The organism is Gilliamella sp. wkB72, assembly GCF_001693745.1.
Classification (GTDB): domain Bacteria; phylum Pseudomonadota; class Gammaproteobacteria; order Enterobacterales; family Orbaceae; genus Gilliamella; species Gilliamella apicola_E.
Genome location: NZ_LZEI01000006.1, coordinates 237,421 through 257,227 on the forward strand (window position 1 = coordinate 237,421; position 19,807 = coordinate 257,227).

At 37.5% G+C, this 19,807-nt stretch carries 15 protein-coding genes, 1 pseudogene, 1 CRISPR repeat array and 1 riboswitch; of the genes and pseudogenes, 7 read left to right on the top strand and 9 right to left on the bottom strand.

All coding sequences use genetic code 11. From position 1 onward, the window contains the following. Window positions 1-95: 95 nt before the first annotated feature. A pseudogene (gene bamD, locus A9G07_RS02430) lies at window positions 96-818 on the bottom strand (outer membrane protein assembly factor BamD); the annotation flags it as partial. Window positions 819-910: 92 nt separating this feature from the next. Between bamD and rluD the strand changes: the two are divergent. Together rluD and pgeF are read left to right on the top strand one after the other, a co-directional pair. After that, window positions 911-1,885, top strand: a complete 975-nt coding sequence (rluD, locus tag A9G07_RS02435; protein WP_065733882.1) for a 23S rRNA pseudouridine(1911/1915/1917) synthase RluD — start codon at window positions 911-913, stop codon at window positions 1,883-1,885. Between the two features lie 9 nt (window positions 1,886-1,894). After that, window positions 1,895-2,647, top strand: a complete 753-nt coding sequence (pgeF, locus tag A9G07_RS02440; RefSeq protein WP_176713946.1) for a peptidoglycan editing factor PgeF — start codon at window positions 1,895-1,897, stop codon at window positions 2,645-2,647. Between the two features lie 36 nt (window positions 2,648-2,683). On the opposite strand, the gene A9G07_RS02445 is transcribed toward pgeF, so the two are convergent. Together A9G07_RS02445 and queD are read right to left on the bottom strand one after the other, a co-directional pair. After that, window positions 2,684-3,298: a 7-carboxy-7-deazaguanine synthase QueE gene (locus A9G07_RS02445; RefSeq protein ID WP_065733884.1), complete on the bottom strand. Its 615-nt coding sequence runs from the start codon at window positions 3,296-3,298 to the stop codon at window positions 2,684-2,686. Further along, window positions 3,295-3,723, bottom strand: coding sequence for a 6-carboxytetrahydropterin synthase QueD (queD, locus tag A9G07_RS02450; RefSeq protein ID WP_065733885.1), 429 nt, complete (start codon window positions 3,721-3,723; stop codon window positions 3,295-3,297). The genes A9G07_RS02445 and queD overlap by 4 nt, the downstream gene beginning before the upstream one ends. 2 nt (window positions 3,724-3,725) lie before the next feature. After that, window positions 3,726-3,771: riboswitch (PreQ1 riboswitch) on the bottom strand. 269 nt (window positions 3,772-4,040) lie between these two features. On the opposite strand from queD, the gene clpB reads away from it, so the two are divergent. Then, window positions 4,041-6,611 (top strand): ATP-dependent chaperone ClpB, encoded by a 2,571-nt coding sequence (gene clpB / locus A9G07_RS02455; protein ID WP_065733886.1) that lies wholly within the window; start codon window positions 4,041-4,043, stop codon window positions 6,609-6,611. 454 nt (window positions 6,612-7,065) lie between these two features. After that, window positions 7,066-7,863 (top strand): Cof-type HAD-IIB family hydrolase, encoded by a 798-nt coding sequence (locus tag A9G07_RS02460; protein WP_065733887.1) that lies wholly within the window; start codon window positions 7,066-7,068, stop codon window positions 7,861-7,863. Window positions 7,864-7,978: 115 nt separating this feature from the next. Here A9G07_RS02460 and A9G07_RS02465 read toward each other — a convergent pair whose 3' ends face one another. From A9G07_RS02465 to A9G07_RS02485, 5 genes are read right to left on the bottom strand one after another with little or no spacing between them, the layout of a single operon-like run. Beyond that, on the bottom strand, window positions 7,979-9,331 hold the full coding sequence (locus A9G07_RS02465; protein ID WP_065733888.1) for an FAD-binding oxidoreductase: 1,353 nt from the start codon (window positions 9,329-9,331) through the stop codon (window positions 7,979-7,981). A gap of 13 nt (window positions 9,332-9,344) precedes the next feature. Next, window positions 9,345-10,016, bottom strand: a complete 672-nt coding sequence (locus tag A9G07_RS02470) for a methionine ABC transporter permease (RefSeq protein ID WP_065562588.1) — start codon at window positions 10,014-10,016, stop codon at window positions 9,345-9,347. After that, window positions 10,016-11,029, bottom strand: a complete 1,014-nt coding sequence (locus tag A9G07_RS02475) for a methionine ABC transporter ATP-binding protein (RefSeq protein ID WP_065733889.1) — start codon at window positions 11,027-11,029, stop codon at window positions 10,016-10,018. Before A9G07_RS02475 ends, A9G07_RS02470 begins: the two co-directional genes overlap by 1 nt. Before the next feature lie 2 nt (window positions 11,030-11,031). Further along, window positions 11,032-11,844, bottom strand: coding sequence for a MetQ/NlpA family ABC transporter substrate-binding protein (locus tag A9G07_RS02480; RefSeq protein ID WP_065733890.1), 813 nt, complete (start codon window positions 11,842-11,844; stop codon window positions 11,032-11,034). After that, the gene (locus A9G07_RS02485) at window positions 11,829-13,004 is read right to left on the bottom strand and encodes a pyridoxal phosphate-dependent aminotransferase (RefSeq protein ID WP_065733891.1); all 1,176 of its coding nucleotides are present in this window, start codon (window positions 13,002-13,004) and stop codon (window positions 11,829-11,831) included. The genes A9G07_RS02480 and A9G07_RS02485 overlap by 16 nt, the downstream gene beginning before the upstream one ends. A 313-nt stretch (window positions 13,005-13,317) precedes the next feature. Next, window positions 13,318-13,706: direct repeats of the CRISPR family, unit length 28 nt; unit sequence GGTTTATGCCGTGTAGGCAGTTTATAAA. Window positions 13,707-14,384: 678 nt separating this feature from the next. Between A9G07_RS02485 and A9G07_RS02490 the strand changes: the two genes are divergently transcribed. The 3 genes from A9G07_RS02490 to A9G07_RS02500 all read left to right on the top strand — a co-directional run bounded on the left by A9G07_RS02490 (window position 14,385) and on the right by A9G07_RS02500 (window position 18,732). Beyond that, window positions 14,385-15,749 (top strand): hypothetical protein, encoded by a 1,365-nt coding sequence (locus tag A9G07_RS02490; RefSeq protein WP_065733892.1) that lies wholly within the window; start codon window positions 14,385-14,387, stop codon window positions 15,747-15,749. A 710-nt stretch (window positions 15,750-16,459) separates the two neighbouring features. Continuing rightward, entirely contained in the window at window positions 16,460-17,767 is a 1,308-nt protein-coding gene (locus A9G07_RS02495) for a hypothetical protein (protein ID WP_141677455.1), read from the top strand. Between the two features lie 635 nt (window positions 17,768-18,402). After that, window positions 18,403-18,732 carry a Grx4 family monothiol glutaredoxin gene (locus A9G07_RS02500; protein WP_065563338.1) on the top strand — a complete coding sequence of 110 codons (330 nt, stop codon included), beginning with the start codon at window positions 18,403-18,405 and terminating at the stop codon, window positions 18,730-18,732. A 46-nt stretch (window positions 18,733-18,778) separates the two neighbouring features. Here the strand turns inward: A9G07_RS02500 and rnt are convergent, their stop codons facing one another. Continuing rightward, entirely contained in the window at window positions 18,779-19,426 is a 648-nt protein-coding gene (gene rnt, locus A9G07_RS02505; protein ID WP_065733894.1) for a ribonuclease T, read from the bottom strand. Window positions 19,427-19,807 lie beyond the last annotated feature (381 nt).

The following is a 19,807-nucleotide window of genomic DNA, read 5'->3' on the forward strand; positions in this document are numbered from 1 at the left end:
TTTTTTTTTAGATCTGAACTAAATTAACCACCATTAAATACACTTAAGAAGCGAGAAAAGTAAGATTTTTTCTCTTCAACTGGCATATTTTCAAGATTAGCTTGTATAAGTTTATCGACTTTTTGGCTTTCGTCAGTCAAACCTAATTCATTATAAGCATTACTCAATAACGATAATGCTGTTTTTGTTGAATCAGTATCTGGAAATAACGCTAACATTTGAATGACTCGATTTACCACGGCAACATAAGCGCCACGGTTAGTATAATATTGAGCCACTTTTAACTCATAACGAGCGATACGGTTCTTTAGATATACTAAACGTTTTTTTGCATCAGCGGCATAACTGCTCGTTGGAAAACTAGAAACCAAATAAGTAAAATCTTTAAAAGCAGCCATCGCAAATTCAGGATCACGATCTGAACGATCAACATTAAACCAACCCTGAATAGTATTATCATTTTGCGCCATATTGTTAATACCGCGCATATAAATCACCCAATCGATATTCGGATGGGTTGGATTTAATTTTAAAAAGCGGTCAATTGACGCAATGGCCATAGGATAATCCGCATTTTTATAATAAGCGTAAATCAAATCGAGTTGGACTTGTTGTGAATAAGGTCCAAAAGGATAATTTTTATCAATCGTTTCTAAAACAGTAATACTCGATTTTAAATTCCCACCTTCAAGCTCAGTTTTGGCTTTATTGTGTAACTCAATTTCTGATACATTTTCAACATCAGGTTTTGTACTCGTACAACCAATTAGCGCGCTACTTAAAGTAATGGCTAACAAAGTATTTAAACGAAGTTTCATTCAGTTTTAATCCAAAATATAATTAAACATTAAAGGCAATGATTAGTATATAATACTCTAAATCATAACAGCTTAAAATAGATAAATTACACATGCACAAGTTAAAACTTTCATCAGAAATAGAACCAACACAACTTGGAATGCGTCTGGATCAAGCTTTATCGGAGCTTTTCCCTGATTACTCAAGATCTAGAATTAAAGAATGGATCGTCAATAATCACGTGTTAGTTAATAATAATATTGTAAATAAACCTAAAGAAAAAGTGCTCGGTGGAGAAAAAATAACTATAGAGGTTGAAATCGAAGAAGAAACGTATCACCAACCTGAAAATATCGAACTCAATATTGTTTATGAAGATGATGATATTTTGGTTATCAACAAACCTCGAGATCTTGTTGTTCACCCCGGCGCAGGTAACCCAAATGGTACAGTGCTAAACGCATTACTTTATCACTATCCAGATATTTCAAGAGTACCAAGAGCGGGTATCGTTCATCGCTTAGATAAAGACACAACTGGGCTAATGGTTGTTGCTAAAACCATCGAGGCGCAAACCCACCTAGTTGAATCGCTACAACATCGTGAAATCACACGTGAATATGAAGCAGTAGCGATGGGAATCATTACAGCAGGTGGCACAATCGACCAGCCGATCACTCGCCATCCTACTAAACGAACGCATATGGCCGTATTCCCGACAGGAAAGCCAGCGGTAACCCATTATCGAGTCATGGAAAAATATCGACTTCATACTCGACTACGGCTAAGGCTAGAAACTGGCCGAACTCACCAAATTCGCGTGCATATGGCTCATATCGCGCACCCCCTCGTGGGTGACCCACTATATGGTGGACGACCAAGACCACCAAAAGGCGCGAGTGAATCCTTTATCCAAACGCTACGCGATTTTGATCGTCAAGCTTTACATGCAACAATGCTACGTTTATATCATCCAATTACAGGTGAACTTATGGAATGGCATGCGCCAATACCGGATGATATGTTAACACTAATTCATGCGTTACAAGAAGATACAGAACTTCATAAAGATGAACTTGATTGGTAAATAAAAATGATTAAATCAATATATCCTTATTGGCCTGCACCGAGTAATGTTCGCGCTTTCACCTCCACTCGTATTGGAGGGGTAAGCCTTCCCCCTTTTGACAGCTTAAATTTAGGCAGTCGAACAGGGGATGACTTAAATAACATCGTAGAAAATAGAAATCGCTTAATACAAGCGGAAAAAGTGCCAAGTGAACCTTACTGGTTAAATCAAACACATAGTACAACTGTCTTGGATATCACAAAAGTAAAACCTGCAATTAATACGACACGATTTGAAGCTGATGGCTCCTACACTAAGCAAGCTAATCAGGTCAGTGTAGTTTTAACTGCTGATTGTATGCCGGTACTATTTTGCTCAGTTAAAGGCGATCAAGTTGCTGCTGCCCATGCGGGTTGGCGAGGACTATGCCATGGTATTTTAGAAGAAACCGCAAAAAAATTTCAATGCAACACCAATGAAATTCTTGTCTGGCTAGGACCAGCAATCAGTGCACAAAAATTTGAAGTAGGTATTGAAGTTAAAGAACAATTCGAAGAGTATGACAAAAATGCTCACCATGCATTCAAATTTATCGAAGGCCAAAAATATCTGGCCGACCTTTACATGATAGCCAAACAGCGATTAAACGCGATCGGAATTACTCAAATTTATGGTGGTAATTATTGCACGTATACCGAGCGTGATCTGTTTTACTCCTATCGAAGAGAAAACAAAACGGGAAGAATGGCGACAATGATATGGTTTGGAGAAAAATGCTAAATCACTAGTGACTAATCAATAGTCGTTAATAAAAAACTACTCAATATTAGCAAACTTATGAGTCTGCAAACTTAACAGCCATTTATTATCGATACGATTATGGTTAATCTGACCTAACAACTCAATGGTATCAAACATATTCATCTCACCATTTATCTCGCAAGGAGACAAATAGTAACGCTTAGCTTCAATATGCTGCTCAATGAAGTGACAAAAATCGATAAAGCCCGCTTGTTTTTCAGCGACGATTCGAACTTCATTGGCAGTTGATTGCAGAATGTTTTTGTAACGACTTTGATAACAAAATTTAGGACTCAGAGCAACATAGTCAATTAATGGATCAACCTTACCCAGCCCATTACTCTCAATAGCAATATAATAACCAGCCTGCTTCAAATGGGACAACAATATAGGTAAATCTCTAACCATAGTAGGCTCACCACCGGTGATAATAATATTAGAACTCTTATATTGCCCAACCATAGCCAGTAACTGCTCTAACGAAAAGCGCTTAAAATGACGAAAATTAGTATCGCACCAACTACAATTCAAATTACAACCAGCAAACCGAATAAAAATAGCAGGCATACCCGTATTATAACCTTCGCCCTGTAAAGATTCGAAGATTTCGACAATGCGATACTCAATCATTTTTCGCTCCGATGATACTCACAATAAGAAGAGGGGGTTTCCCAAAGCTTAATCATCGACACCGGCAAAAACTGAGACAAACGTTCGAAAATAAATTGGCTCATTCCTTCCGCCGTAGTACGGCAAGGAAAAGCAAAAACTTTACGCTCCATTTGTTCTAAAAGCATAGCTATTTGGCGTTCATTAGCATTATCTTGATGATAAAGATAAGCATGATCCAATTGATCAACAATCTGCTGTTTTACAATCAACTTAAGATCAGCATAATCCATTACCATATCAGCGCTGGATCCACTGGAAATAAGATCATCGCTGATCTCGACTAACAAACGGTAGGTATGACCATGAAGGTTATGACATTTTCCATTATGCCCATCAAGCATATGACAAGCATCGAATTGAAACTCTTTAGCAATTTTAAACATATAATTTCCTAGTTTTTTTACGTGGGATGGATCACGAACCACGGTGGGCTAACTTAAAAGCGAGGCTAATATAAAGGATAAAAAACCATGTGTCACCCAAATTTTCTCAACCTTATTGATTAATCGATGATTTTTCAAGCTACTTTATCTTTCGCAAAGAAACGAGTAATATATATACAGCTTTGTTTCAAAAAATCGTCAAAAATATTGTTAATCAGCTCTTGAAATTTATTCTTCCACACTTATTTAGTGAATATGCAAATGGATTGAATGTTTTAAACATTTAAACCAAATCTATTGCTTAGGAGATAAATAATATGAGGTTAGATAAACTCACAAACAAGTTTCAACAAGCTTTAGCTGATGCTCAATCAATAGCATTAGGTAAGGACAATCAATACATAGAGCCTATACATGTGCTATCAGCCATGTTAAACCAAGAAGGAAGCAGTATAAATCCATTACTTGCTGCTTCAGGCGCGAATGTTGCGACATTACAACAAGAACTAAATCAAGCAATCGAACGCTTACCACAAGTTCAAGGTATTGGTGGTGAAGTTATACCATCACAAGAATTTATTAAAATCTTAAATTTATGCGATAAATTATCCCAAAAAAATGGCGATAGCTACATCTCGTCTGAACTATTTATATTAGCGGCATTAGATGAAAAAGGAAGCCTAGCGGATATCTTAAAAAAAGCAGGCGTTACTAAAGAAAAATTTAGCCAAGCTGTTAACCAAGTGAGAGGAAGTGATAACGTGAATGATCCTAATGCTGAAGATCAACGTGGTGCATTAAAAAAATACACCATTGACCTAACTGAACGCGCAGAACAAGGAAAACTTGACCCAGTAATCGGTCGTGATGAAGAAATTCGTCGCACAATACAAGTATTACAACGTAGAACTAAAAACAACCCAGTACTCATTGGTGAACCAGGTGTTGGTAAAACCGCTATTGTTGAAGGACTTGCACAACGAATTGTTAACCGAGAAGTACCAGAAGGATTACGCAACAAACGCGTATTATCATTAGATATGGGGGCATTAATTGCTGGTGCAAAATATCGTGGTGAATTTGAAGAACGCTTAAAAGCAGTATTAAAAGATATTGCCAAAGCGGAAGGCAGCATAATTTTATTTATTGATGAAATTCACACCATGGTTGGTGCAGGTAAAAGTGACGGGGCGATGGATGCTGGAAACATGTTAAAACCAGCATTAGCTCGAGGTGAACTACACTGCGTAGGGGCAACTACACTTGATGAATATCGTCAATACATAGAAAAAGATCCGGCATTAGAACGTCGATTCCAAAAAGTCTATGTAGCAGAACCAACAGTTGAAGACACGATCGCAATCTTACGTGGCTTAAAAGAGCGCTATGAACTGCATCACCACGTACAAATTACTGATCCAGCCATTGTCGCTGCTGCAACTTTATCGCATCGTTACATCTCTGATCGAATGTTACCCGATAAAGCGATCGACTTAATCGACGAAGCAGCATCAAGCATCCGTATGCAAATGGATTCAAAACCAGAATCATTGGATCGACTTGAAAGACGTATTATCCAACTCAAACTTGAACAACAAGCGCTCAAGAAAGAGTCTGATGATGCAAGTAAAAAACGACTAGAGATGTTAAACGATGAACTTGCTGAAAAAGAAAAGGATTATGCATCACTTGAAGAAGAGTGGAAGTCAGAGAAGGCTGCACTTTCGGGCACTCAAAATATCAAGGCGGAGCTGGAAAAAGCGCGTACCGAGATAGAACAAGCTCGCCGAATGGGTGACTTGAACAAAATGTCTGAATTACAATATGGCAAAATTCCAGAGTTAGAAAAGAAACTGGCTTCTGCAACGCAATTAGAAGGCAAAACCATGAAGTTATTGCGTAACAAAGTCACCGATAACGAAATTGCCGAAGTACTATCTAAAGCAACGGGTATTCCTGTATCAAGAATGCTTGAAAGCGAAAAAGATAAACTACTTCACATGGAAGAAGCCTTACACAAACGTGTAATCGGTCAAGACGAAGCGGTTGTTGCCGTTGCTAATGCTATTCGTCGCAGTCGAGCAGGGCTATCTGACCCTAACAAACCGATTGGATCTTTCCTATTTTTAGGACCAACAGGGGTAGGTAAAACTGAACTTTGTAAAGCCTTAGCTAACTTCATGTTTGACAGTGAAGATGCAATGGTTCGAATTGACATGTCCGAATTCATGGAGAAACACTCTGTAGCTCGATTAATTGGTGCGCCTCCGGGATATGTTGGTTATGAAGAAGGTGGCTATTTAACTGAAGCAGTAAGACGTCGACCATACTCCGTCATCCTACTTGATGAAGTTGAAAAAGCGCACCCAGATGTATTTAATATTTTATTACAAGTGCTTGATGATGGCCGATTGACTGATGGACAAGGCAGAACTGTGGATTTCAGAAACACAGTAATCATCATGACATCTAACTTAGGTTCAGACCTAATCCAAGGTCACGTCGAACTAAGTTATGACGAAATGAAAGCTTTAGTTATGACAGTGGTAACCCAACATTTCAGACCGGAATTTATTAACCGAATTGATGAAACAGTGGTATTCCACCCACTAGGTCAAGAAAACATTAAAGCAATTGCAAAAATACAACTCGCTCATGTTGAAAAACGCCTAGAAGAACGTGGATATGAAATGGATATCTCTGATAGTGCACTAGAACAACTTGCCAAAGTTGGCTTCGACCCAATTTATGGTGCAAGACCATTGAAACGTGCAATACAGCAAGAGATTGAAAACCCACTAGCTCAACAAATTTTATCGGGTAAATTAGTGCCTGGTAAAAAGATTCATCTAGACGTAGATGATGGAAATATTGTTGCAAAACAATAAGGTTACTTACTTATTGCGTCGAATAGGCAACAATATAAATAAGCCAAAAAGCCTGAAAAGAAATTTTCAGGCTTTTTTATCATAAAAATTGCCGCCATGCGCATCTCAATTAAATAAAAAAAAGTTGAGGAGCGGGGTTTTTGAGGTGTTAATTGCAGGAATAATTAGAAAATAAAAGTCCTGAAAGCTTCTTGTCAGACTTTTTTGTAGAAAATCTTAAAACTTAAAATTGACAGTTCAACTAATCACAAAAAATTCTTATCTTAAATTTATAACCTAAATAACCGCCTTATTGACTATAAAAATTGGTAATATTTTGGGTTTAATCCTTTCAATTAATAAAAAAGGTGGAATTAAATGTTCATCTCTATTTCGGCTTTATCATATTGTTTCTCTATAGAGAATTTGGCAAAATGAATAAAAAGCCAGTTAATTCATTCTAAAGGACACAAATATGATCAAGTTAATCATCACTGATTTAGATGGAACATTCTTAAATAGCCAAGGCGACTATGACCGTACATTATTTACCCAAGTCTATGACCTTATGGCAAAACAAAATGTCCAATTTGTTGCATGTACTGGAAAACAGTGTGAACGAGTAGAAGAACTCTTTGCCGATTATCTCGATAAAATTTGGATAGTAGGCGATAGTGCCACCACAATCAAACATAAAGGTGAATTTATCTATCGCTCTTTTATCGAAAATCAACTTGGTCAACGTATCATCAAAACCCTTGAACAAGCCAGTCAAGAGCATGTCATCATTGCATGTACTGCAAAAGGTGCAGTAATCAAATCTAATTTGCCTGCACACCTAAAACAAAAAGTCCGAGGATCGTATGCAACAATCATCGAAGTGGATGATTTTAAAACTGTCGCTGACGACTTTATCAAAATTACCGTGTATGACGAAAAAGAACAATGCCCACAAACACGCAAGCATTTAACACCGTATGATAATGACGTCTACATCGTCGTATCAGAAGCTGCTTGGATAGATATCACAGAACACAACGTCCACAAAGGCAACACCATCAAAAAACTACAACAAATCCTAAATATCACCTATCAGGAAACAATGGCATTTGGTGATGGGCTCAACGACATAGAACTGCTCGAACAAGCCAATTACAGCTTCGCAATGCGTAATGCTTTCGACGAAACTAAAGCAGTAGCTAAATTTATTACTGGTTCAAATAATGAAAGTGCCGTAATGACAACAATACAACTTATGTTAGCACTTCAATAAAAAATTGAGGAGCGGGGTTTTTAAGACTTCAAAAACCCCGCTCCTCAACTTTATTTATTCTCAATTTGCCACTGATTTATCTCATCTAAAAGCAATCATTAAAAAACTGCTCGGATTAAATCTTAGTCATATAAACCTGATTATTGAGTATATTCTTCGGATCAAACTGCTGCTTGATAGCGTGCATAAGTTGGCGATTGGCTTTGGGAATAGCATCATTATAATAGCTCACTTTCGCTGTACCAATGCCATGTTCTGCCGAAGGTAATCCACCAAGTTCAAGGCATTTTTGATAAAGAGCTTGATGAACTTGCTGTAGATCGGTATCCCACTGTTTATCATCACGATCATCACGCAAAATGCATAGATGAATATTTCCATCACCAGCGTGACCAAAGGCTAACATGCGTACCTTGGTTTTTGCTTCAAGCTGTTTGGTGAAGTGAATAAAATCGGCAATACGATTTATTGGAACCACAATATCAATCGGATCTTGTTCGGTCACTGCCTCAACCGCTCGCACTAATGAACCGCGAATCGTCCAAATTTGACTAGCCTGATTGCTATCTTCAGCAACAAAATAGTCACAGTCACCTAAATTCGCTAATAATTGCTTTCGTTGCTGTTCGATGGATTGTTGATCTGATCCATCAAGCATAATAATCAAATAAGCTTGGCTATTAGGTAGTGGGAATTGAAATCCTGAATACTTCTCGCCCCATTGTGCAACTTTACGTTCCACAAACTCTAACGCGGTTGGCGTTAGGGTATGTAAAATGGTTGTGATACTGGCAATAGCCTGCTCAATAGTATTAAAACCGACAACAAATGTTTGAGATACTTTTGGCTTGGCGATCAGTTTTAACGTACATTGGGTAATGATACCTAAAGTGCCTTCACTGCCAATAAACAGATGCTTTAAAGCAAGCCCAGTATTGTCCTTAACATTTTTACTGCCAATATTTAATATACTCCCATCTGCCATCACCACTTCAAGTGCTTGCACATAATCACGAGTTACACCGTATTTTACCGCACGCATCCCTCCTGCATTTGTACTGATATTTCCGCCAATAGTGGAGGTTTTAGCGCCCGGATCTGGTGGATAAAAAAGATCATACTGCTCAACAAACTGTTGTAAATCCTGCAATAAAATGCCGGGCTGTACCGTAATAGTGAAAGTTTCTTTGTCTAACTCAACAATCTCATTCATCAATGATAAATCAAGAATAATGCCACCATTAGGAATGGTTGAACCCACTAAATTCGTCCCAGCACCGCGAGTGGTAATATTCAGATTATTGGCATTGGCAAATTTAACCACATCCGCTACTTCTTCGGTCGTTTTAGGATAAACTAATATATCAGCCTGCCCATATTTAAGCTTTAAACCATCGGTCAAGTAGGATTGTGGGATGGCATCTGCCAAAACAATGCGTTTTGAATCTTTAATGATAAGATTGTTCATACTAAATTACCCACTATTTATAGCTTCTATCAAAGTGATTGGCTAACTTGTCACCGAGGTATTGAATCACCATCACAATAAAAATAAGAATAACAATACATAAAATAAGCACCTCGGTTACATAGCGTTGATAACCATAACTGATCGCCAAATCACCAATACCACCGCCACCAACAACCCCAGCCATTGAGCTAAAGCTGATAAGTGAAATTGTGGTAACTGTTGCGTGTCGTATTAATTGCGCCATTGCCTCAGGAAACAATATCCCAAAAATAATACGCATATGTGATGCACCACTTGCTACCGCAGCTTCGATCACGCCTTTATCAATTTGGCTAAAAGCGTTTTCTGCTAATCGTGCATAAAATGCAATAGCGGCAAGTGAAAGCGGTAAAATTACCGCTTTAGGACCCACTGCGGTATCAACCAACAGCGCGCCTAAAGGTAACACCGTAACCATCAGAATTAAAAATGGAATTGAACGGGTTGCATTGACGATAAAATTCGCAATACTGTTAATGATTCTATTTTTAAAGAAGAATTGATTTGACATTAAAAACAGCAATAATCCGATTAATGTGCCGAAGATCAAACCAGCTAATAATGACCAACTTACCATAATGAATGTCTCGTAAGCGGCTTTCCATAACATTTGCGCTATTTCGTTAATGGTGAGTTTAATCATTAGTTTATTTCCTCAATAATGACTTCTTGATCGGCCAACTTGGTGATTAAATTTTGGATATTAGTCGATTCACCAATCAGCTCGATCACCAAATTACCTAAAGCTTGATTGTCGAAATATTCAATAAACCCATGTAAAATATTAAATGACACACCCGTTTCAATCGCTGATTGATACAGAATTGGCTGGGTAGTGTTTTCATTAATGTAGCGCAAACGGACCAATTTTCCTTTTACATTTTGCTTTATAATATCTGGCAAATGGGTATTTTCATCGATATTAAGAAATTCTTGTGTGAATGGCTGTTTAGGGCAGGCAAAAAGGTTGAACGTGGTATTCATTTCGACAATTTCACCTTGTGACATTACCGCAACTCGATGACAGATCTTTTTAACCACATCAATTTCATGGGTGATTAAAACAATAGTTAAACCAAATTTTTGATTAAGCTGTTTTAACAAATCAAGAATCGCGCTAGTAGTGGTTGGATCTAAAGCACTGGTTGCTTCATCACACAACAAAATTTTGGCATCATTAGCCAGCGCTCTGGCAATACCGACTCGTTGCTTTTGCCCACCACTGAGTTCCGCAGGGTAGGCACTCGCTTTATCACTTAACCCAACTAAAGCAAGTAATTCGTTGACTCTATTTTTAACCGCATCGCCTTTTTTACCAGCGGCTTTAAGCACAAAGGCAATATTTTCATAAACGGTTTTTGATGATGCTAAATTAAAGTTCTGAAAAATCATCCCAACATGAAAACGAAATGCTTGTAATTCACGTCCACGTAAGGTTTGAATATCAACACCATTAATAATAACTTGCCCAGAAGATGGTTCAGCAAGCCGATTAAGCGTTCTTACTAAAGTACTTTTGCCCGCACCGCTCGAACCTATGATCCCGAAGATCTCGCCTTGATTGACATCAAACGAGACCTTTTTAACCGCTTCAACAACTTGATCTTTGGCTTTAAATCTTACAGAAACATCTTTTACTTGAATTAAAGTCTGCATAATTAAAATAACTGATAATCAGGTTTTTGGAAGGTATAGAAAATACCATTTTTATCATTAATGACTTGAGCAAACTCAGGTGATTTAAGCACGTCGATAATGTCTTTACCTAAGGTATCTTTTGATTCAGTGCGAATCGCAATAACATTTTTATGATCTTTATCTAACACCTCATGATAAAGCGCCTTAGAAAGATCTAAACCCGCACCAATTGCATAATTACCATTAACCACTGATAATGCAACATTATCAAGCGAACGTGGAGTTTGTGGTGCTTCAATTGGCACAATCTCTAAACCATAACGGTTTTCGATAATGTTTTTAGGGGTTAGATTGTTTTTATCCACATTTGGATCAAGCTTAATCAACCCAGCAGCCTCTAAAATGCGTAAAGCGCGAGCTTCGTTAGTAACATCGCTTGAAATAGTCACTTGATCGCCCTGTTTTAATTGCGAAAAGTCAGTAATTTTATTTGAATAAATTCCCGCGCCAGCTGTTGGTACAAAACCAATCGCCATAATATCTAAATTACGCGCTTGCTTAAAATTATTAAGATAAGTTAAATGTTGAAATAAATTAACATCAATATCTCTATTTGCTAATGCTAAGTTTGGTTGAACATAATCGCTAAATTCACGAATTTCGATATGGTAACCTTTCTTTTCTAATCCAGGCGCAATAGCTTGTTTAAACATGTCACCATAAGGACCAGCTGCAACACCAACTGTAATTTGATTCTCTTTTTTAGCATTATCACAGCCAGTTAATACTGAAGTTAAAATGACTAAACTTGCCACAATTAATTTTTTAAACATAATAATTTTTCCTTAAGTTTGGATAATCTTTCTAAAGCTGCAATCAGCGTTGGTTCTTGTTTAGCAAAATGGAAACGAATATAACGATATTCAGGATGTTTAAAAAAGGCCGACCCCGGTACAGCCGCTACGCCGACTTCTTTAATTAACCATTCGCAAAATTCAAAATCGGTCTTAAATGGATTAAACGCCGAAATATCCACTAAAACATAATACGCACCTTGAGGCTCATAATAAGCAAGGCCTAACTCATCTAATCCGTTCAAAAATAAACGGCGCTTAGCGGTGTAAGTTTCGGTCAATTGTTGATAATAATCATTCCCTAAAGCTAACCCTGCACAAGCTGCTTTTTGTAGTGGGGCAGCAGCACCAACGGTAAGAAAATCATGGATCATCTTACAACCATCTATAATCCTTTTATCAGCAATAATATAACCAAGGCGCCAACCGGTTATCGAATAGGTTTTCGACAACGAGCTACAACAAATAGTCCGCTCTTTCATATTTGGAAAACTTGCCAAATAAAGATGCTTATGCGGAGCGTAAACCATATGCTCATACACTTCATCGGTAATAATGTAAGCATCAAACTCAATCGCCAATTGACTGATATAATCAAGCTCATCCTTAGTAAATACCTTGCCACAAGGATTGCTAGGATTACATAAAATCAGCGCCTTAGCGCCTTGCTCAAACGCTTCACGAAGTTGCTGTTTATCAAATTCAAATGTCGGCGGGATCAAAGGTACATAAATTGGGGTGGCATCAGAAAGAATGGCGTCCGCTCCGTAATTCTCATAAAACGGCGAAAAGATAATAACTTTATCTTTTGGATTACAAACCGTCATTACCGCACACATCATCGCCTCGGTACTACCACAAGTTACCAACACGTTTTCGTCTGGGTTGATATCAATTTGCATTAACTTTTGTTGCTTTTTAGCTAACAGACGCCGAAACTCAGCCGATCCCCAAGTGATCTCATATTGATGAGGACCACAATCGGCAGCTTGTTTTAACGCATCGATTAAAGGTTTCGGCGGATCAAAATCTGGAAACCCCTGTGACAAATTGATAGCTTGATATTGATTAGCGATCCGAGTCATCCGACGGATAACCGAATCGGAAAAGTGATCGAGTCGATAGGCTAGTTTATGCATTGTTTTTTATATATTAAAATTATGAAGTTGGAGATTATAATATAAAATCTTTCTATGACGGTTAAATAATATATTTATATATAGTTATACTTTTTTCTTATAACGGAGTCGAAAATAGCGACTAGATTTTAAAAAAGTTGAGGAGCGGGGTTTTTTAATCCCCAAAAAATATTATTTTTATAACCCTTTTTTTAATCAAAAAATAAAGTAATTAAAAATCATAATATTAAAAAGGTATTAAAAAAAAGGGTTTTTAAAACTCCAAATGCCCTTTGCCTTTTTGCAAACAACGATTATAGTATGTCTTGTTCTAGGTTTATGCCGTGTAGGCAGTTTATAAAATTTCGATACAGATCTAACATTTCATTTAACGGGTTTATGCCGTGTAGGCAGTTTATAAAAACTCAAAGCGGAAGCCGCACCCGTAAGATAAGGTTTATGCCGTGTAGGCAGTTTATAAAGTGAGCCAATAGTTGCCTAGCAAGTTCTTTTTGGTTTATGCCGTGTAGGCAGTTTATAAATGTATGCACAGGGATAAGCAAAAAGCCTCGCTGGTTTATGCCGTGTAGGCAGTTTATAAAATTAGGCATGATACGCACTTCTGGGTCTTGTCGGTTTATGCCGTGTAGGCAGTTTATAAATTTGATCATCATCTCCAGCTATTATGATTGGTTGGTTTATGCCGTGTAGGCAGTTTATAAAATATAATTTTCGAATCAATCAACTCAAGTCAGTTTATTCAATGCAGATAATATCCCGTTTCTTAAAAAGTTGAGGAGCGGGGTTTTTTGAGGTTCTCAATTTCACTTAAAAATTATTAAATGATAAAATTACTAAATTTCAAATTCAAAGCCCTAGAATAAAATTTTTCAGGATCAATAATCACTTTTTTAAAGATTTGTAATGATAACATGCTTAATTAAAACAATAGTTAATCAGTTATTGTTTAGATCATTTTTAGATCATATTTACAAAAGTTAATATAAATGAGTGAAAAAAAGTGTTGCATCGTGTTTTTCCAATCACTATACTTTTTACACGGTTTTAGCTATGAGGCTAAAATTTGACAGAAAAGCATAAAATTGTAAATTAATCAAAAAATTACTTGACAGGATAGTCTAAAATGCATTATAATTTTCAACAGCCAACAGCCAACAGCCAACCTGCCAAACCTATCTTTTAAATTCGTCTAAGTCCAGCTCTCAACTTAATTTTTTTACTGAAGCTTATTTTTCCACGCAATCAAGTGAAATTCTGCGGATTTTCGCGCGATCGCTTCCGCGACCCTTTTCTCGATCCTTTTTCCGATCATTTTCCGGATCCTTTTTCAGATCCTGTTTTCGATCCTTTTCCCAATTATCCCGGCAGATTGTTTTTTTCGTGGTTCTTTTCCTTCCTTTTTCGAGTCACGCATTAACTTCACAGACAACTAGGAATGCGATACAGGGTAGTGCACCTTATCTGACTTTCGACGGTGGTCGTACACGTGCGGTTGATGTTAACGGTCTGCTTGGGATTACTTTATCTGACGGAACTAATTACACGCCTTCTAACAATTCATCATCTGCAACTCCAATCGTCTTGCCGGTTGAGGGTCAGAGTTTTGCTGATATAAGTATGTTCGTTCCTACTGATACTAATTCAGTCGCTTTGAGTTCTCTTATTGGTCCTCCTAATAATTATTGGGGGGATGATGATGGAGATTCTGGCGTTACTGTTACTGGTTCTTTAAGTTTATCTATCGTCGATAAAAACAATCAGTCTGTATCACGTAGTACCGTTCCAACAATTTGTAAGGCACCTTATAAGGTTAAGTTATCCAGTACTGACGGTACATTATCTACTCGTTACGGATTTCCTAATCGTAGTACTTTCAGTGCCAATAGTGTGACTTATTATGTTAATCCTAAGGCTGAGCCTGTGGTTTGTTTTACTAGGCCTAATTTAAAGTATGGAAAGCTTGGTGATAATCCTTCTTATCCATCTTTTGATTTTGCTGGTCCGTCTTGGATGTGGGACCCGGATAATGGTTTTATCCCTCAGTCAACTGACCCGTTACGTTACGGTCAAAACTTTCCGACTACTGGTGCTAACAATTTGTACTTTGATTTAGATATAGGTGGTGGAGGTTCGTTGTCTTGGTCTCCGGTATCTCAAGGTGGTATTACTGCTACCATGACAAATTCACCAGTTACTACAGGGGTACGCGTTACTTTAACTGGTCCTTATGCTACCGAATCCCAACATAATTCAGATAGCCCTGGTCGTATTTCCACTCCATCTTTGCCTCAGACCTTCGAGTTGGTTGGTCGTGACAGTCAAGGTAATCCTGTCGTTAAATATGGTTTTACTTTGAAGCAGTGGTTCGTCCACCGTGGTAATAAGAATGACACTTATTCTAATACTTTATCTTGGTGTAATAGTCTTGGTTATCGAATGCCTCACGTAAAGGATTTAACCAATGCATCTTGTCCGTCAGGCAGTTACAATTTTTGGTGTCGCGGTTCAGTTGGTGCCACTCCTTCCTCACCTGCTGATCATTGCATGCGTTTTATAGATGCTGGATTTTTTACAGAGTGGGGTTATATGCCCGATTACTCTGACGTTGTCTTCAAAAAAAATTATTACTGGACTAGTGACCCGCGTGATCTTTCCGGATTCTTTATGGTGCACACGTACAACGGTGAAGCGAGCTGGGTATATCCGAGTTACCCCGGCAACTCTGGGCTTTGCGCCTATCCTTAGTATTCATTTCTTCATCCTTAATCCTTAGGTCAGGGCAAAGATGATATTAAGTTATTAAAAGTAAGCTTAGAGTGAACGTTGCTGAGCTATAAAAAAGCGACTTTGTGGCTTAGCGACGTTTGAATTACCCGCTTAGGCGGGTTTATTTTTGCGGTTTTTATCGCAAAAAAGTTGAGGAGCGGGGTTTCTGGGGTTTTAAATCCACCCTAATAAAACTTTTATAGGGTTAAAAATGAGGATTTTTAGTGAGTTATAAATTTGATATTGATCAAATAGCAAATAGTTTATCTAATGATTATCTTTAGATCTTTCCTGATCCTCTTTACAAAGATTAACGATCTTAAACGCAAAAAATATTGCGTTATATTTTTCGGGTCACTATACTTTGAGATCATTTTAGCGGAGTAGCTAAAACATCAGCAATAAATATAAAATTGCAAATAAATCATAAATTTAATTGACAAGGTAGTCTAAATGCATTATAATTTTCAACAGGCAACAGGCAACAGGCAACTTGGCCAACCTATAATTTAAATTCGCCTAATTTAAACTCTCAACCTCTTTTTTTTCACTCCAGTTTATTAATCGATGAAAATGTAAGATCGCGTAGTCGATCGTTGCGTCTACCGTTACTTCGATCGCCATTTGGATCAATCCGATCCTCTCTCGGATCTAAATTATTCCGACTGATCTTTTTATCGTTAAGCTTATTGTTAATACCTTTTTATTCCAGCTATGCATTAACCTCTAAAACGTCAAATCTGATTCACGGTAATGCTCCGTATTTAACGTTTGATGGTGGTTATACAAGAGTGACAAACACTGACGGTCTGCTTGGTATTACATTATCTAACGGTACACAATATACGCCTTCAACCAATCCTTCATCTTCTTCAGCACCAATCGTCTTGCCCGTTGCAGGTCAGAGTTTTGCTGATATAGGTATGTTGGTTCCTACTGATACTAATTCAGTCGCTTTAAGTTCTCTTATCGGTCCGCCTTATAATTATTGGGGAGATGATGATGGTGATGGAGATATCAGTGCTACAGGTTCTTTAAGTTTATCTATCGTCGATAAAAACGGGCAATCAGTATCACGTAATGCAGTACCAAAAATCTGTAATGCACCTTATCAAGTAAAATTAACCAATACAGATGGTATATTAAGCACACGTTATGGTCTTCCAAGTCATAGTAGCTTTAGTGCAAGTAATGTGACCTATTATATCAATCCTAATCCATCGCCAACGGTTTGTTTTGCAAGGCCTAACCTATTGTATGGTAAGAACAAGGAGAATAATTGGCCACTAGATTTTAGCGGTCCTGCTTCGATTTGGGACCCAGATAATGGTTTTCTTCCTCAATCATCTTACGGTTTAAACTTTCCGACTACTGGTGCTCATGGTTTGTACTTCGATTTAGTCATTTCAGATAGTAATCAGGCATTGTCTTGGTCTCCTGTTTCTCAGGGGGGGATAACCGCTACTATGAGTAATTCCACAAGTACAGGTGTTCGAGTTACATTAACAGGTCCTTTCGCCACTGAGTCCCAACAAGATTCTGGCTTTCCAGGTCCAATACCTAAGCCACCTTTACCTCTGACCTTTGAATTAGTCGGTCGCGATAGTCAAGGTAATGCAATTGTTAAATATGGTTTTACGCTAAAGCAGTGGTTCGTTAACCGTGGTACTGGCTATGAGGACTTTTATCCTGATCTTGTCTTTTGGTGTAACAATTTAGGTTATCGCGTACCACGCGTAAGTGATTTAACTAATTCAAATCATCGTATGGGCGCAATCCCTTCGTCATCTGGCAATCATTATCAGCGTCGCATTGGTTCAGGTTTTTTCACGGAGTGGGGCAAAATGGACGATTACTTAGGAGCTGACTTCATAAGCGCTTACTATTGGACTAGTGATCTGGAGGCTAATCGCAATTTTATTGTGTTCGCACTCAACGGTTATGTGAATTCGTACCAAAATGACGCCAATAACGGCGGACTTTGTACTTATCCTTAGTTCTTATTTCTTCGTCCTTAATCCTTAGGCCGAGGGTAGGGGTGATAAAAAATAGTATTAAGTGATTAAAAGTAAGCTACGAGTCAACGTCGTTTAGCCATAAAAAAAGCGATTTTGTGGCTTAGCGACGTTTGAATAACCCGCTTAGGCGGGTTTATTTTTGAGGTGTTTTATCGCAAAAAAGTTGAGGAGCGGGGTTTTCTAAGCCCCCAAAAATATTATTTTTATAACCCTTTTTTTAATCAAAAAATAAAATAATTAAAAATCATAACTTTAAAAAGATAATAAAAAAAAGGTTTTTTAAAACTCCAAATGCCCTTTGCCTTTTTGCAAACAATGATTATAGTATGTCTTGTTCTAGGTTTATGCCGAGTAGGCAGTTTATAAAATAAAATTTTCGAATCAATCAATACCAGTCCGTTTATTCAGTGCAGATAATATCCCGTTTCTTAAAAAGTTGAGGAGCGGGGTTTTTGAATGATCATTTTTATAAAAAAATCCCCCTCAATCTGAAATATCTAATTTATCTATTAGAGTGAAAGCTGAAATCTATATAACCTAGTTAACTTTCTACGTTAAAATAACTAACTTTATTTTTTATCGCAAATTAAAGGACAAACCTAATGACAACCGAATTGACAACGCTTGATAAGATTAAACGCCAAATTGCCGAAAATCCGATTATTCTTTATATGAAAGGTTCGCCAAAATTGCCAAGTTGTGGTTTTTCAGCTCAAGCTGTGCAGGTGTTATCGCAATGTGGTGTGCCGTTTGCGTATGTTGATATTTTACAAAATCCAGATATTCGTGCTGAATTGCCAAAATTTGCTAACTGGCCAACCTTTCCACAACTTTGGGTTGAAGGGGAGTTGATTGGTGGTTGTGATATTATGTTAGAGATGTTTCAAACAGGTGAACTACAAACCTTGATCAAAGAGACTGCAGAAAATCATAAAAACGATTAATAATTTTTAGAAAGAGAGCGCTAAGCTCTCTTTTTTTATATTTTGACTATTCTTCTGTTTTCGGCTCAACTAAAGGCCAGCCACCTAATCGTTTAAAACGGTTAACAATTTCACAAAATAAAATAGCCGTCTTTTCGGTATCATAAAGTGCTGAATGTGCTTGTTTATGATCGAACGGGATATTTGCCGTTTCGCAGGCTTTAGCCAGAACTGTTTGCCCAAAGACTAAACCACAAAGTGATGCCGTATCAAAAGTCGCAAAAGGGTGGAAAGGGTTGCGTTTAATACCCGCTCTTTCAGCCGCAGTCATCAAAAAACTGTGATCAAAATGCGCATTATGTGCCACTATTACAGCACGGGTACAGTCATTGGCTTTGATTCCGGTGCGAACTAATTTAAAGATTGCCTCAATTGCCTCTTTCTCATCAACCGCGCCTCGTAACGGATTATTGGGATCAATGCCGTTAAAAGCTAACGCTGTTGGCTCTAAAATAGCATCGGCAAAGGGATTGACATTAAATTGCAATGTTTTATCAGGCTCGAGCCAGCCGTCATCTGTCATTTTAAGTGTAATGGCTGCGATTTCTAAAATAGCATTGAGTTTTGGATCAAATCCGGAGGTTTCTATATCGATAACCACGGGATAAAATCCTCGAAAGCGTTCACAAAGTTTTGGCACAATAGTTAGTCTTATCTATCTAAAATGAGAGGTATTATGCCAGTTTTTACTTTTTTCGCCTAGTTTTACCTACTTAAATCAATTAAGTTTTTAACTTAGTGTGACCAGTTAATCCTCTTAAGTTTTATTCTTTATAGGCGTTATTAGCATCTTACTTATCCTATTTTGCTTTGCTATCAAATTTTACTACTGTGCGTTAAATCTATATTAAGCATGTTGTCCCGAAATCTAAACTAGTCAAGTGAGTGATTAAATTTGAGACTTAATCTTGAGTAAGCAGGATGGTAAAAAACTTAAAATAATTGTTTAATTAATCATAATATCGGGTGAGATATTACGAGAAAGCGACTATAATTAGCGCCAAACAAAAGGGCGAAAAGTTTTTATCTTAAGCAT

Excerpts from the sequence above, each read along its gene's own strand:
- A9G07_RS02460 (WP_065733887.1), top strand. The coding sequence starts at position 7,066 with ATGATCAAGTTAATCATCACTGATTTAGATGGAACATTCTTAAATAGC.
- A9G07_RS02470 (WP_065562588.1), bottom strand. The coding sequence starts at position 10,016 with ATGATTAAACTCACCATTAACGAAATAGCGCAAATGTTATGGAAAGCC.
- queD (WP_065733885.1), bottom strand. The coding sequence starts at position 3,723 with ATGTTTAAAATTGCTAAAGAGTTTCAATTCGATGCTTGTCATATGCTT.
- A9G07_RS02480 (WP_065733890.1), bottom strand. The coding sequence starts at position 11,844 with ATGTTTAAAAAATTAATTGTGGCAAGTTTAGTCATTTTAACTTCAGTA.
- A9G07_RS02485 (WP_065733891.1), bottom strand. The coding sequence starts at position 13,004 with ATGCATAAACTAGCCTATCGACTCGATCACTTTTCCGATTCGGTTATC.
- A9G07_RS02475 (WP_065733889.1), bottom strand. The coding sequence starts at position 11,029 with ATGCAGACTTTAATTCAAGTAAAAGATGTTTCTGTAAGATTTAAAGCC.
- A9G07_RS02445 (WP_065733884.1), bottom strand. The coding sequence starts at position 3,298 with ATGATTGAGTATCGCATTGTCGAAATCTTCGAATCTTTACAGGGCGAA.
- clpB (WP_065733886.1), top strand. The coding sequence starts at position 4,041 with ATGAGGTTAGATAAACTCACAAACAAGTTTCAACAAGCTTTAGCTGAT.
- rluD (WP_065733882.1), top strand. The coding sequence starts at position 911 with ATGCACAAGTTAAAACTTTCATCAGAAATAGAACCAACACAACTTGGA.
- A9G07_RS02465 (WP_065733888.1), bottom strand. The coding sequence starts at position 9,331 with ATGAACAATCTTATCATTAAAGATTCAAAACGCATTGTTTTGGCAGAT.